This is a genomic window from Sphaerisporangium sp. NPDC051017, from assembly GCF_040683095.1.
Classification (GTDB): Bacteria; Actinomycetota; Actinomycetes; order Streptosporangiales; family Streptosporangiaceae; genus Sphaerisporangium.
Genome location: NZ_JBFBCI010000002.1, coordinates 136,705 through 149,567, shown reverse-complemented (window position 1 = coordinate 149,567; position 12,863 = coordinate 136,705). Strand labels below are relative to the sequence as shown.

Sequence of the window (12,863 nt, the reverse complement as noted above, 5' to 3'; positions counted from 1 at the left end):
TCCACATGGAGCGAAAGGCCAGGCATGGGGGAACCCACACGATCGATGCCGTCGGCGCCGGACCCGGACGATCGCCGCCGGGTCGGGATGAAGGACGTGGCCCGGCTGGCCGGTGTCTCGGTGAAGACGGTGTCGAACGTCGTCAACGGCTACATTCACGTCACACCGAAGACGCGTGCGCGGGTCGAGCAGGTCATCAAGGAGCTCAACTACCGGCCGAACGTGTCCGCGCGAAACCTTCGCCAGGGCCGTTCAGGGATCATCGCACTGGCCGTGCCCGAGCTGGACATCCCCTACTTCGCCGAGCTCGCCCGGCTGGTGGTCGCCGCAGCCGGGGAACGCGGGCTGACCGTGCTCATCGACCAGACCGGCGGGAACAGGGACCGCGAGCAGCAGGTCGCCAAGGGCATCAGGGACCATCTGATCGACGGTCTCATCTTGAGCCCTCTCGCGCTGACCGCGGACGACCTCAGCGCGCGCACCGACGACACCCCGATGGTCCTGCTGGGCGAGCGCATCCACAACGGCCCCGCCGACCACGTCGTCGTCGACAACGTCACCGCGGCCAAGGAGGCGACCATGCATCTGGCCGCCCTCGGCCGTCGCCGGATCGCCGCGATCGGTGCGCAGGACGAGGCCGCCGGTGAGACGGCGCGGCTGCGCCTGGCCGGATACCGCCAAGCCCTGGAGGAGGCCGGCCTCCCCGTCGACGAGAGCCTCGTCGCTCCTGTCGCCGCCTACCACCGCGCGGACGGCGCCAGGGCGATGGCCCGCCTCCTGGACGCCGCCGATCCTCCGGACGCCGTCTTCTGCTTCAGCGACCTGCTCGCCCTCGGCGCGCTCCGCACGCTCCTGGAACGCGGCTACGACGTGCCGCCCCAGGTCGCCCTCGCCGGGTTCGACGACATCGAGGACGGACGCTACGGCACGCCCACCCTGACCACTATCTCCCCGGACAAGCAGCAGATCAGCCGCCAGGCCGTCGAACTTCTCGTGGAGCGGATGTCGGGCGTCGTCCAGGGGGCCGCCCGGGAGATCTACGTCGACCACCGTCTCGTGATCCGCGAGAGCACCATCGGCCGGGGAATGTGACCGCGTTCCGGCCGACTGGTCTACTGGTGGCGTCAATGCTTGGTTCAATATTCATAGAAAAGCCTCACTCGCCCGCGCCCGCGCGTCGTGCCGCCCTCGTTACCGCTCCTTCTAAGATCAAGATCGGAAGCGAGCGGGTACGCGCGGCGGGCCGTACCGCACACCTGGCCCGGTACGGCTCGCCCGCGAGCCCGCGAGCCCGCGATCGGCCGGGGACCAGCTCTTCAGGCCCGTGGACGCGATCCCCTCCATGATCCGCCGGTGGAAGATCATCGGAATGACGATCACCGGGATCACCGCCGGCGCCGCCCCGGCCATGACGTGGTACTCCCGCCCGGACTCGGTGCTCGCGAGCTGCTGCAGGGCCGGCGGCAGCGCAGGTCGGGGTCGTTGAGCACGATCAGCGGCCACACCCGTTCTGATTTGAGCTACGAACAAACCCAGAATCTCCCGGAAACGCTTTGGTGACGTGCGACGGCCCGACGGTGCGCCGTTTCGCGGCCTCGGGCGCGCGGGCGGTTTCAGTCTCTGAACTAACATGGCCGCAGAACTCAGGGGAGGTCAGATCATGGCGAGGCCCGAGCGCAGGACGGTGCGGGATGTCCGCAGAGGCAACCGCTCCATGCTGCTGCGCACCCTCTACTTCGCCGGGCCCACCAGCAGAAACGACCTCACCCGGCTCACCGGCCTGAGCGCCGCCACCGTCAGCACCATGACCGGCGACCTGCTCGGCGAGGGCATCATCACCGAGGCCGGCCAGGTCGAGTCCGACGGCGGGCGCCCGCGCGTCCTGCTGCGCGTCGACCCGCTCTACGGCTACGCCATCGGCGTCGACGTCGCCGAGACGCACGTCCGCGTCGAGCTGTTCGACCTCGGCATGAACGAGCGCGCCAAGGTCGAGTACGCCCTGCGGCCCGCCCGCCACGATCCCGAGCTGGTCGCCCGCCACATCATCGCGGGCATCGAGGTCGTCCTCTCCGACGCGGGGGTGCCGTCCGCGCAGGTCCTCGGCGTCGGCGTGGGCGTCCCCGGAATCGTCGAGCGCGGCGAGGACGTCGTGATCCACGCCAAGACCTTCGGCTGGGAGGGCGTGCCCCTCGGCGCGCTGCTGCGCACGGGGTCGGCGCTCCCGCTGCCTCCGCTGCACGTCGGCAACGGCACCAAGGCGATGGGCCAGGCCGAGCTGTGGTTCGGCTCGGGGCGGGACGCCGGCGACGCCGTCATCGTGCTCATCGGCTCCGGGGTCGGCGCGGCCGTCGTCACCGGCGGCGCCACCTTCCACGGGGTCAGCAGCAGCGCCGGCGAGTGGGGCCACACCAAGATCGTCGCGGGGGGTCGGCCCTGCCGGTGCGGCGGGCGCGGCTGCCTGGAGGCTTACATCGGGGCCGAGGCCATCCTCGAACGGGCCGGCGTCTCCACCCAGACCGCGGGCCGGCACGAGGAGCTGACCCGCCTGCTGGCCTCCGACTCGCCCGTGGTGGAGGAGACGATCGACTACCTCGGCGTCGGGCTCGGCAACCTGGTCAACCTCATCAACCCCGGGCACATCGTCGTCGGCGGCTGGGTCGGCCTGCTGCTCGGCGAGCGGCTGCTGCCCGCCATCCGCCGCGCCGCCGCCGAGAACTCCCTGCCCCAGCCGTACGCCGCCACGTCGATCGTCCTCGGCCACCTGGGGCCCGACGCGGTCGCCCTGGGCGCGGCCACGCTCGTTCTGGAGGAATTCTTCGCCGCCGCCCCGGCGGCCCGCGCACGCGAAAGGCCGGTCACCAGAAGGGACCGGCCTTTCGCGTCAGATGGTGGGCGATACTGGGATTGAACCAGTGGCCTCTACCGTGTCAAGGTAGCGCTCTCCCACTGAGCTAATCGCCCTCGATGAAGAATCAGAGCGGACGACGGGATTCGAACCCGCGACCCTCACCTTGGCAAGGTGATGCTCTACCAGCTGAGCCACGTCCGCGTGCCCACCTCGGGAGACCCGCGCCCGTGGTGACGACACGGAGACTCTAGCGGGTTTTCGCCGCCTGTGCCTAACCGGCGGGCGATCCGCGGAAGGTGCGGGCGACCATGCGCTCGACGGCCGGGAGCGTCAGGAAGATCTCCAGGATGCGGGTCAGCCGGTGGATCTCGATGCGGTGGAACGGCGGCCCCTCGGCCCTGGCCAGCAGGAACGTGAGCGCGAGCGGCGGAAGGGGGGCCGCGATGATGTGCAGCCCCGAGGGCAGCGTGTGCGCCTCCGGGCGGGTCGGCGTGATCGACGGGAACGGCACGTCGGTCGGGGCGCGCCAGCTCGAGTGGACGATGCTGCGCGGCTGCCGCTCGGTCGCGGCGGCGGCCCAGTCGGCGCTGAACAGTACCGGCATGGAGTCGATCAACGTCGCCAGCGCGCGGTCGCCCGCCGTGGTGATGTACTTGAGGATCTCCAGCTCGGGGTAGGTGCCCGGCGCCTCCCGCGTGGCCCACACCCCTTCGACGACCACTCCGGGGACCGTCTCCAGCCCCTGCACGAGCGTGTCGCGCGGCGCGGTGTCCGGCCAGTACACCGTGAGGTCGTCCACGGCCCGGCCCTCGCCGCGTTCGAGTACGACGAGCTGGATGATGTCGGCCCCCGCGACGCCGAGCACGCGCGTCACCTGGCCCAGGGACCCCGGGCGGTCAGGCAGTGAGATACGCAGCCTCAGCAGCATCCACGCCCTCCGTCTGTCGAGTGCGAGCATTTTACGAGCACCGTGGCGTCCCCGGGCGGCGGCCCGGAGATCGTCCCTCGTCCCAATCTAACGGTCCGCGCCGGCGCCGGTCCAAAGATGCGGGGAAACATGGGTTCACCTGGGAAAGCACGGGTGGTGAGACGGCGGCCGACCGACGCTGATCCGCCCGTTCCGGGCGTGGGGTACAAATGAGCGGGTGAAGATTGGGTCGATCGAGGTCTGGCCGCCCGTGGTGCTCGCACCCATGGCGGGCGTCACCAACACGGCGTTCCGCGCGCTGTGCCGCGAGCAGGGCGGCGGCCTGTACGTGTCCGAGATGATCACGACGCGGGGCCTGGCCGAACGCAATCCCAAGACCCTCGCGATGATCCGCTTCCAGCCGGACGAGACCCCGCGCAGCGTCCAGCTCTACGGCGTCGACCCCGAGACCGTGGGCAGGGCCGTCAGGATCGTCGCAGAGGAGGGCCTGGCCGACCACGTCGACCTCAACTTCGGCTGCCCCGTGCCCAAGGTCACCCGCCGCGGCGGCGGGTCCGCCCTGCCGTACAAGCGCGGCCTGCTGCGGCGCATCCTGCGCGCCGCGGTCGCGAACGCCGGGACGCTGCCGGTGACCATGAAGATGCGCAAGGGCATCGACGACGACCACCTGACCTACCTCGACGCGGGCAGGATCGCCGTCCAGGAGGGCCTGAGCGCCGTCGCCCTGCACGGCCGCACCGCCGTGCAGCACTACGGCGGCACGGCCGACTGGGACGCGATCGCCCGCCTCAAGGACGCCGTCCCGGAGATCCCCGTGCTCGGCAACGGCGACATCTGGAGCGCCGAGGACGCGATCCGCATGACCCGGACGACGGGCTGCGACGGCGTGGTCGTCGGACGCGGCTGCCTCGGCCGCCCCTGGCTCTTCCGCGACCTGGACAACGCCTTCCAGGGCCGTCCCGAGCGGGCCCGGCCGTCCCTGGGCGAGGTCGGCGCGACCATGGCGCGCCACGCCGAGCTGCTCGTGGAGTGCTTCGGCAGCGAGACCCACGGCGTCCTGGACTTCCGCAAGCACGTCGGCTGGTACCTCAAGGGGTTCGAGGTCGGCGCCGGACTGCGCCGCGACCTCGCCACCGCGGGCTCCCTGGACGAGCTGCGCGACCACCTGGCCCGCCTGCCCGCCGGGCTGCCCTGGCCGGGGGAGGCGGCGGACGGCCCGCGCGGGAAGTCGAGCTCCCGGGACCGGGTCCACCTGCCGGACGGCTGGCTTGACGACCCCGGCGACGCCGAGATCTCCCCGGACGCCGAGCTGGACACCTCCGGCGGCTGAGCCCCGGCGCCGGTCAGAGGCGGTCCGTCAGAGGCGGTCCACGCCGATGACGTACACGACCGCGCGGCCCTCCTCGTCCGAGGCCGCCAGGTCGACCTGGGCGCTGATGCCCCAGTCGTGGTCGTCCGCCGGGTCGTGCAGGACCTGCCGGACCCGCCAGAGTTCCTTCTCCTCCTCGATCTGCAGCAGCGCCGGGCCGCGCGCGTCCGGACCGGTGCGGATCTCGTCGTGCTCCTCGTAGTAGGCGTCCAGCGCCGACTCCCAGTCGATGTCGGCCAGCTCGCGCAGCTCGTCGTACTTCTCCAGCGCGGCCAGCTCGACCATGCGGAACATGGCGTTGCGCACCAGCACGCGGAAGGCCCGCCGGTTGCCGGTGACCGGCCGGGTGTTCTCCTCCAGGCCGGGACGCTCCAGCTCCTCCGACGGGTTCTGCAACTGCTCCCACTCGTCCAGCAGGCTGGAGTCGACCTGGCGCACCAGCTCGCCGAGCCACTCGATCAGGTCCTGGAGGTCCTCGGTCTTCATGTGGTCGGGCACCGTGCGGCTCAGCGTGCGGTAGGCGTCGGCGAGGTAGCGCAGCACCGTGCCCTCCGACCGCGCCAGCTCGTAGAACTGGACGTACTCGGCGAAGGTCATCGCCCGCTCGTACATGTCGCGGACGACCGACTTGGGGCTGACCGCGTGGTCGCCCACCCAGGGATGCCCGCGCCGGTAGGTCTCGTACGCGCCGAACAGCAGGTCTTCCAGCGGCATGGCGTAGGTGACGTCGGTGAGCAGCTCCATGCGCTCCTCGTACTCGACGCCGTCGGCCTTCATCTGGGCCACGGCCTCGCCGCGCGCCTTGTTGAGCTGGGAGTGCAGGATCTGGCGCGGGTCGTCCAGCGTCGACTCGACGATCGAGACGATGTCGAGGGCGTAGGTCGTCGAGGCGGAGTCCAGCAGCTCGAACGCGGCGAGCGCGAACGTCGACAGCGCCTGGTTGAGCGCGAAGTCCTCCTGCAGGTCGACGGTCAGCCGGGCCATGCGGCCCTGCTCGTCCGGCTCGCGCAGCTTCTCGACCACGCCGCCGGCCAGCAGCGAGCGGTAGATCGCGATCGCGTGGCTGATGTGCCGCCGCTGGGCCTTGCGCTCCTCGTGGTTGTCGGTCAGCAGGCGCTTCATCGCCGCGAAGCAGTCGCCCGGCCGGTTGATGACGGCCAGCAGCATGGCGTTGCTGACCTTGAACCGGGAGTTCAGCGGCTCGGGCTCGGCCTTCTGCAGGCGCTCGAACGTCTCCTCGCTCCAGTTCACGAACCCCTCGGGGGCCTTCTTGCGCACGACCCTGCGTCGCTTCTTCGGGTCGTCCCCGGCCTTGGCCAGCGCCTTCTCGTTCTCGACGACATGGTCAGGGGCCTGGCAGACGACGTACCCGAGCGTGTCGAAGCCGGCCCGCCCGGCCCGGCCGGCGATCTGGTGGAACTCGCGGGCCCGCAGCAGGCGGACGCGGTTGCCGTCGTACTTGCTGAGCGCCGTGAACAGCACCGTGCGGATCGGCACGTTGACGCCGACCCCGAGGGTGTCGGTGCCGCAGATGACCTTCAGCAGCCCGGCCTGGGCCAGCCGCTCGACCAGGCGCCGGTACTTCGGCAGCATGCCGGCATGGTGGACGCCGATGCCGTGCCGGACCAGCCGGGACAGCGCGCGGCCGAACCGCGTCGTGAACCGGAAGTTGCCGATCAGCGAGGCGATCGCCTCCTTCTCGGACTTGGACGACATGTTGACGCTCATCAGCGCCTGAGCCCGCTCCATCGCCGCCGCCTGCGTGAAGTGGACGACGTACACCGGCGCCGACTGGCTGGACAGCAGCTCCTCCAGCGTCTCGTGCAGGGGAGTGGTGCGGTAGCTGTAGTACAGCGGGACGGGCCGCGTCGCCGAGCGCACCACCGCGGTGTCCCGGCCGGTGCGCCGCGTCAGGTCCTTCTCGAACCGCGTCACGTCGCCGAGCGTGGCCGACATCAGGACGAACTGCGCCTGCGGCAGCTCCAGCAGCGGCACCTGCCACGCCCAGCCGCGGTCGGGCTCCGCGTAGAAGTGGAACTCGTCCATGACGACCTGGCCGATGTCGGCCTCGGCGCCGTCGCGCAGGGCGATGTTGGCGAGGATCTCGGCCGTGCAGCAGATGATGGGCGCGGAGGCGTTGACCGAGGCGTCGCCGGTCATCATGCCGACGTTCTCGGTGCCGAACAGCGCGACAAGGTCGAAGAACTTCTCCGAGACCAGGGCCTTGATGGGCGCGGTGTAGAACGTGCGCCTGCCGGTGGCGATCGCCGCGAAGTGCGCGCCGGCCGCGACCAGGCTCTTGCCCGAGCCGGTCGGCGTGGCCAGGATCACGTTGTTGCCCGAGACGACCTCGATGAGCGCTTCCTCCTGCGCGGGGTAGAGCGTCAGCCCGCGGTCGGCGTTCCACTCGGCGAACGCCTCGAACAGAGCGTCGGGGCGGGTGTCCTGGGGAAGGTGCTGGAGGAGGGTCACCCCTCAATACTGCCGAAAGCAACGACGTGGTCCATCCACCTTTCGCCCTCGGCGCGCTCAGACCGGCGATCTCAGGCGGCGCGGCCCCCCGGCCCAGGCTCGTGCGCCCGAAACCGTGATCGAAAACGGTCCGGTGAACCGGTGAACCGCGCCCACGGCTCCGGCGTCCTCCTGCCGGGGCCCGGCCGGGTCCCGGACAAGGGGAGGATTTCTCATGCGTGGATCGAAGGCCGCCGTGGTCCTGGCGGCGGCTGCGTCGCTGTCGCTGTCGCTGCCGATGCGGGCCGAGGCGGGCACGGCGGCGGTGGCCGTGGGCGGCTCGTCGGGTGGCTCGGCGGGCGTTTCGGCGGGTGTTTCCGTGCCCACCCCGGCGAGCGTCGCCGGCAAGCTGTTCCGCGCGTGGCTCCAGGACGACAGCGCCGCGGCCGCCGCCGTGGCGAGCCCCGCCGCGGTGAAGACACTGTTCGCCTACGCCTACCGGGCACCGGACAAGTCGGCCGGGTGCGTCAAGAACGCCTGCCGGTTCGTCCACACCAGCGTGCGCGTGCCGGGCGGGCTCAACGGCATCCTCATGATCGTCTCGGGGAACAAGGTCGCGAAGGTGTACGAGTCCCGCCACATCACCTCGGCGGACAAGGCGGCCAAGTACTTCTTCGCGGCGTGGAAGGCCGGGGACAGGAACCGCGGCCTGGAGGTCGGGTCCACCGGCGCGGTGAAGACGCTGTTCAAGGTCAAGTTCGGCGGCGTCGGCTACATGTACCAGGGCTGCCAGGCCGAGACCGGCGGCCAGGCGTGCGCCTACTCCTACGAGGGCGGCGCCATGTTCCTGCACATGAAGGGGAGCAAGACCCGCGGCTACGAGGTCCGCTCGATCTCCTACATCGCCGACTGATCCCCGGCGGAGAACCGGCCGGTCCGGCGGAGACAGGCGGTCCGGCCGCATCGGTGACGGGACCGGGCCGGGCGCGGCCGGCCCAGGGGTGGGGCGGCCGGGCCGGGTGGTGGCACGATTGGGGCATGCGTGATCTGGCCGCCGCGTGGCGGGACCTCGCGGGCGACTCGCCGGCGGCCGGGGCCGTCGGCGCCGAGCTGATCGCCCGGTGGTCCGAACCCCACCGCAGGTACCACACCCTGGACCACCTGCGCGCGGTGCTCGCCGCCATCGAGCCGCTCGCCTTCCTCACCCGCGACCCGGCGGCCGTACGCCTGGCCGCCTGGTTCCATGACGCGGTGTACGACGGCCGCCCCGGCTGGGACGAGGAACGCAGCGCCCAACTGGCCCACTCCCGCCTGCCCCGCCTGGTCGAGAGCGCCCATGCCCGAGCGAGTGGAGCGGGCTCGGTAGGCACGGTGGCGCGGCTCGTGCGGTTGACCGCCGGGCACGATCCGGCTCCGGGGGATCGTGACGGCGAGGTCCTGTGCGACGCCGATCTCGCCGTGCTCGCCGGTCCCGGTTACGACGCGTACGCCCGCGCGGTGCGCGAGGAGTACCGGCACGTGCCCGACGACGCGTTCCGGGCCGGCCGGGCGCGCGTCCTCGAGAACCTGCTCGCCATGCCGGTGCTGTACCGGACCGAGCCCGCGCGCGACCTGTGGGAGTCGGCGGCGCGCCGGAACGTCCACGCGGAGCTGGCGGCCCTCACCGCGCAGCCCCCCGGACGCTGACCGCTCCTGGGACCGGCGGCCGTCCCCGTGTCAGGGACGGAGGCGGCGGCGCCGGAGCCCCGCCGCGATCAGGCGCTTGACCAGTGTCTGCGAGGACACCGCCTCGGCGCCCAGCTCGATCGCCCGCAGGTACACCGTCTCCGGGACGTCGTAGTGGTCACGGTCGAACGCCCGGCGGGGCGAGCCGAGCAGGGCCGCGAAGCCGTGCAGCTCGTCCAGCGAGTGGTCACTGACCAGGTGTGACCAGTAGAGGCCGCGGGGGCCCGCCCAGTTCGGCGGGTCGATGAGGAGGGTCACATACAGGGACGATACCGACTACTCGGCCGCTGGGCGACGGCCACATGCGGACGCCCCCGCCAAGGCGCGGCACGGGGGCGGCGCAGACCGGCCGGCGACGGCGGGGCGCTCACAGGCCCATGTCGTCGAGTTCCTTGAGCAGGGCGGCGCGGGAGGGGTCCGTGGACGTGGGAGCGGGCCGGTCCAGGGGCCTGGGGACGGGGCCGTTCACCGGACGGGCGGCGCCGGGGACGGGCGCGGTCGCGGGCGACGGCGCGCGGCGGTCGCGGAACACCCAGCCGCCGACGATGCCGCCGATGAAGCCGAACAGGTGCCCCTGCCAGCTGAACTCGTCGGAGGGCAGCAGCCCGGTGAACTGGTACGCGAAGCAGAGCGCCATCACCAGGCCGACGACGATGTCGATGGTGTGCCGGTCGAAGAGGCCCTTCACCAGGACGTAGCCGAAGTAGCCGAACACCACGCCGCTGGCGCCCGCCGTGACGCTGCCCGGGCCGGCCACGAACCACACGCCGAGGCCGCTCACCGCCGCGATCAGCGCGGTGACCCCGAGGAACTTGCCGACGCCGCGGTAGGCGGCGAGGAAGCCGAAGACGAACAGCGGGCCCGAGTTGCCCTCGATGTGCATCCAGTTCCAGTGCAGGAACGGTGCCGTGACGATGTCCGGCAGCCGCGCGGGATCACGGGCCGCGATGCCGAACGACTGGCTCAGGGAGTAGCCCAAGGCCCAGTTCGCGATCTGGACCACCCAGATCAGGGCCAGGAACCCCACCATGACCCAGAAGGCCTTCCTGGCCTCGGCGATCATGATCTCGGCCGTCCGGGAATCGGTGCCCATCCTGTCTCCTGACTCGTGCACGCGCCGGAACCTCTGGCAGGACGGGCCGGGCTACACCCGACCGGTCCGTCACGGTATTTTCGCAAATACCGCGCCGGAAGGGCCACCGGTCGCGTATCCCGTACACGATCGGTGGCCCCTCTTTCCTCCGGGCGCGGAGCGCGCCTCAGCCCGCGGCGCGTTCGAGGACCACGACGGGGATCTCGCGGTCGGTCTTGGCCTGATATTCGTCGTACTGCGGCCAGGTGGCGTTCATCAGCCGCCACAGCTCGGGCTTCTCCTCCGGCGAGGCGGTACGGGCGCGGGCGGCAAACCGGTCGCCCAGGACCTGCACCTCGACGTTGGGATCGGCCTCCAGGTTGCGGTACCAGTCGGGGGACTGGGGGTCGCCGCCCTTGGACGCGACGATCACGTAGTCGTCCCCGTGCTTCTGGTAGATGAGCGGCGTCGTGTACTTGCGGCCGCTGGTCCGCCCGGTGGTCGTCAGCAGAAGGACGGTCGTGCCGTTCCAGTCGTGTCCCTCTTTGCCGTCCGTCGCGCGATATCTATCTACATGCTCTTTTCCGTAAAGCATCTGACTACCCTCCGGATCGACGTGTACGCGGATGGCCTACCCCAGATATCTTGGCTCATCCAGTGTCGGATCATGCCCTGGGTGAACCCGCACCGGGGGCGGAACCGCAGAAGCCCATGGGTACGAATGGGTCATCGGGGGTGATGCGATGACCCGGTGTCTCGTCACCGGCGCGACCGGCTACATCGGCGGCAGGCTGGTGCCCGAACTGCTCAAGGCCGGCCACGACGTCCGCTGCATGGCCCGTTCGGCGGGCCGCCTGCGCGACCAGGCCTGGATCGGCCGGGTGGAGGTCGCCGAGGCCGACGCCGCCGACCCCCGCGCGACGCGGGCCGCTCTGGAGGGCGTGGACGTCGCCTACTACCTGATCCACGGCATGGCCGCGGGCCAGGGCTTCGCCGAGCGCGACCGCCGGGCGGCGGAGACCTTCGCGGCGGCGGCCGAGGACGCCGGGGTCCGCCGCATCGTCTACCTGGGCGGCCTGACCCCCCGCGACCCCCGGTCGCCGGGCTCGCGGCCGTCGCCGCACATGCGGTCGCGGGCCGAGGTCGAGCGCGTCTTCCTCGACCGCGCGGTGCCCGCCGTCGCGTACCGCGCGTCGATGATCATCGGCTCGGGTTCGGTCTCCTTCGAGATGCTTCGCCACCTCACCGAGCGGCTGCCCGTCATGACCACGCCCCGCTGGGTCGGCACCCGCACCCAGCCCATCGCGATCAGGGACGTGCTGCGCTACCTGGTGAAGGCGGTCGACATCCCCGAGGGGGTGAACCGCTCGTTCGACATCGGCGGCCCCAGCGTGCTGACCTACGCCGGCATGATGCGCGGGTACGCCGCCGTCGCGGGGCTGCCCGCCCGGCTGATCATCCCGGTGCCGCTGCTCACGCCGAAGCTGTCCAGCCTGTGGATCGGCCTGGTCACCCCCCTCCCGGTGAACGTCGCCCGGCCGCTGGTGGAGTCCCTGCGCGACGAGGCGATCTGCCGCGAGCACGACATCGCCCGGTACGTCCCCGACCCGCCGGAGGGGCTGATCGACTTCCCCGGGGCGGTGCGGCTGGCGCTCCAGCGCATCAAGGAGGCCGACGTCGCCACCCGCTGGTCGTCCGCCTCCACCGCCGGCGCGCCGAGCGACCCGCTGCCCACCGACCCCGACTGGGCGGGCGGCAGCCTGTACGTCGACGAGCGCACCGAGGCCGTGGACGCGCCGCCCGAGACGCTGTGGCGGGTGATCGAGGGCATCGGAGGCGAGAACGGCTGGTACTCCCTGCCCGTCGCCTGGTATCTGCGCGGACTGCTGGACCGCGTGGCCGGAGGCGTCGGCCTGCGCCGGGGGCGGCGCGACCCCGCGCGGCTGCGCGTCGGCGACGCCCTGGACTTCTGGCGGGTGGAGGAGATCGAGCCCGGCCGCCTGCTGCGGCTGCGCGCCGAGATGCTGCTGCCGGGCCTCGCCTGGCTGGAGCTCACCTGCCGCCGCGAGGACGGCGAGACGGTGTACGGCCAGCGGGCGATCTTCCACCCGCGCGGCCTGTCCGGACATCTCTACTGGTGGGGTTTGTACCCCTTCCATGGGCTGATCTTCGGCCGCATGCCGGACAATGTGGCGCGGGCGGCGCGGCGGTACGCCGACCGGGAGCGGCAGGTGAAATTTTCAGCGGCGAAGGGCTCGTAATCGCAGGTCAGAGATCCTGTGGGGACGACAGGGCGCGAGGGCTCTGGGAGGGCGGGCGGAGCACGACCCGGGGTCGCTCGTGCTTGGGAGCGCCCCCACTATTCCGGGGTACCTGGAACGCTGGCGACGCCTCCCCGGCCGGCTACACGCTGAACGGCTCCGCCTGCACGGTCGCCTGACCGTTCGTGCCGGTTACGGCCGGGCTCGGT

12 protein-coding genes and 2 tRNA genes are annotated in these 12,863 nt (G+C 71.6%); 6 read left to right on the top strand and 8 right to left on the bottom strand.

Annotated elements, in window-relative coordinates:
• Positions 1–45: 45 nt before the first annotated feature.
• Complete coding sequence (locus AB0M95_RS03295) at positions 46–1,092, top strand: LacI family DNA-binding transcriptional regulator (RefSeq protein WP_363758728.1); 1,047 nt, start codon at positions 46–48, stop codon at positions 1,090–1,092.
• Between the two features lie 117 nt (positions 1,093–1,209).
• Here AB0M95_RS03295 and AB0M95_RS03290 read toward each other — a convergent pair whose 3' ends face one another.
• Positions 1,210–1,503: a hypothetical protein gene (locus AB0M95_RS03290; RefSeq protein ID WP_363758725.1), complete on the bottom strand. Its 294-nt coding sequence runs from the start codon at positions 1,501–1,503 to the stop codon at positions 1,210–1,212.
• Between the two features lie 157 nt (positions 1,504–1,660).
• Here AB0M95_RS03290 and AB0M95_RS03285 point away from each other — a divergent pair, with 157 nt between their 5' ends.
• Positions 1,661–2,908: an ROK family protein gene (locus AB0M95_RS03285; RefSeq protein WP_363758722.1), complete on the top strand. Its 1,248-nt coding sequence runs from the start codon at positions 1,661–1,663 to the stop codon at positions 2,906–2,908.
• Here AB0M95_RS03285 and AB0M95_RS03280 read toward each other — a convergent pair.
• From AB0M95_RS03280 to AB0M95_RS03270, 3 genes are all read right to left on the bottom strand, one after another.
• Positions 2,887–2,961, bottom strand: a tRNA-Val gene (locus AB0M95_RS03280). The two genes, AB0M95_RS03285 and AB0M95_RS03280, sit on opposite strands and share 22 nt — an antisense overlap.
• A 15-nt stretch (positions 2,962–2,976) precedes the next feature.
• Positions 2,977–3,049: transfer RNA gene (locus AB0M95_RS03275), tRNA-Gly, on the bottom strand.
• Positions 3,050–3,119: 70 nt separating this feature from the next.
• Entirely contained in the window at positions 3,120–3,776 is a 657-nt protein-coding gene (locus tag AB0M95_RS03270) for an amino acid-binding protein (protein WP_358522323.1), read from the bottom strand.
• Between the two features lie 217 nt (positions 3,777–3,993).
• Between AB0M95_RS03270 and dusB the strand changes: the two genes are divergently transcribed.
• A complete protein-coding gene (gene dusB, locus AB0M95_RS03265) occupies positions 3,994–5,106 on the top strand; it encodes a tRNA dihydrouridine synthase DusB (RefSeq protein ID WP_363758719.1) in 1,113 nt (370 codons plus the stop codon).
• A gap of 27 nt (positions 5,107–5,133) precedes the next feature.
• On the opposite strand, the gene AB0M95_RS03260 is transcribed toward dusB, so the two are convergent.
• Entirely contained in the window at positions 5,134–7,617 is a 2,484-nt protein-coding gene (locus tag AB0M95_RS03260; RefSeq protein WP_363758716.1) for a DUF3516 domain-containing protein, read from the bottom strand.
• 214 nt (positions 7,618–7,831) lie between these two features.
• Between AB0M95_RS03260 and AB0M95_RS03255 the strand changes: the two genes are divergently transcribed.
• Both AB0M95_RS03255 and AB0M95_RS03250 read left to right on the top strand, forming a co-directional pair.
• A complete protein-coding gene (locus AB0M95_RS03255) occupies positions 7,832–8,509 on the top strand; it encodes a hypothetical protein (protein ID WP_363758713.1) in 678 nt (225 codons plus the stop codon).
• Positions 8,510–8,634: 125 nt separating this feature from the next.
• Positions 8,635–9,282 (top strand): metal-dependent phosphohydrolase, encoded by a 648-nt coding sequence (locus tag AB0M95_RS03250; RefSeq protein WP_363758710.1) that lies wholly within the window; start codon positions 8,635–8,637, stop codon positions 9,280–9,282.
• A 30-nt stretch (positions 9,283–9,312) separates the two neighbouring features.
• Here AB0M95_RS03250 and AB0M95_RS03245 read toward each other — a convergent pair whose 3' ends face one another.
• The 3 genes from AB0M95_RS03245 to AB0M95_RS03235 form a co-directional block, all read right to left on the bottom strand.
• On the bottom strand, positions 9,313–9,579 hold the full coding sequence (locus AB0M95_RS03245) for a DUF4031 domain-containing protein (RefSeq protein WP_363758707.1): 267 nt from the start codon (positions 9,577–9,579) through the stop codon (positions 9,313–9,315).
• A gap of 109 nt (positions 9,580–9,688) precedes the next feature.
• Positions 9,689–10,414, bottom strand: a complete 726-nt coding sequence (locus AB0M95_RS03240; protein WP_363758704.1) for a rhomboid family intramembrane serine protease — start codon at positions 10,412–10,414, stop codon at positions 9,689–9,691.
• A 166-nt stretch (positions 10,415–10,580) separates the two neighbouring features.
• Positions 10,581–10,988 carry a nitroreductase family deazaflavin-dependent oxidoreductase gene (locus tag AB0M95_RS03235; RefSeq protein WP_363758701.1) on the bottom strand — a complete coding sequence of 136 codons (408 nt, stop codon included), beginning with the start codon at positions 10,986–10,988 and terminating at the stop codon, positions 10,581–10,583.
• A gap of 148 nt (positions 10,989–11,136) precedes the next feature.
• Here AB0M95_RS03235 and AB0M95_RS03230 point away from each other — a divergent pair, with 148 nt between their 5' ends.
• Positions 11,137–12,654, top strand: coding sequence for an SDR family oxidoreductase (locus tag AB0M95_RS03230; protein WP_363758698.1), 1,518 nt, complete (start codon positions 11,137–11,139; stop codon positions 12,652–12,654).
• Positions 12,655–12,863: the final 209 nt, after the last annotated feature.

Bases quoted from the DNA above. Each gene is read 5' to 3' on its own strand.
- AB0M95_RS03250 (WP_363758710.1), top strand. From the start codon at position 8,635: ATGCGTGATCTGGCCGCCGCGTGGCGGGACCTCGCGGGCGACTCGCCG.
- AB0M95_RS03230 (WP_363758698.1), top strand. From the start codon at position 11,137: ATGACCCGGTGTCTCGTCACCGGCGCGACCGGCTACATCGGCGGCAGG.
- AB0M95_RS03270 (WP_358522323.1), bottom strand. From the start codon at position 3,776: ATGCTGCTGAGGCTGCGTATCTCACTGCCTGACCGCCCGGGGTCCCTG.
- AB0M95_RS03295 (WP_363758728.1), top strand. From the start codon at position 46: ATGCCGTCGGCGCCGGACCCGGACGATCGCCGCCGGGTCGGGATGAAG.
- AB0M95_RS03240 (WP_363758704.1), bottom strand. From the start codon at position 10,414: ATGGGCACCGATTCCCGGACGGCCGAGATCATGATCGCCGAGGCCAGG.
- AB0M95_RS03255 (WP_363758713.1), top strand. From the start codon at position 7,832: ATGCGTGGATCGAAGGCCGCCGTGGTCCTGGCGGCGGCTGCGTCGCTG.
- AB0M95_RS03235 (WP_363758701.1), bottom strand. From the start codon at position 10,988: ATGCTTTACGGAAAAGAGCATGTAGATAGATATCGCGCGACGGACGGC.
- AB0M95_RS03285 (WP_363758722.1), top strand. From the start codon at position 1,661: ATGGCGAGGCCCGAGCGCAGGACGGTGCGGGATGTCCGCAGAGGCAAC.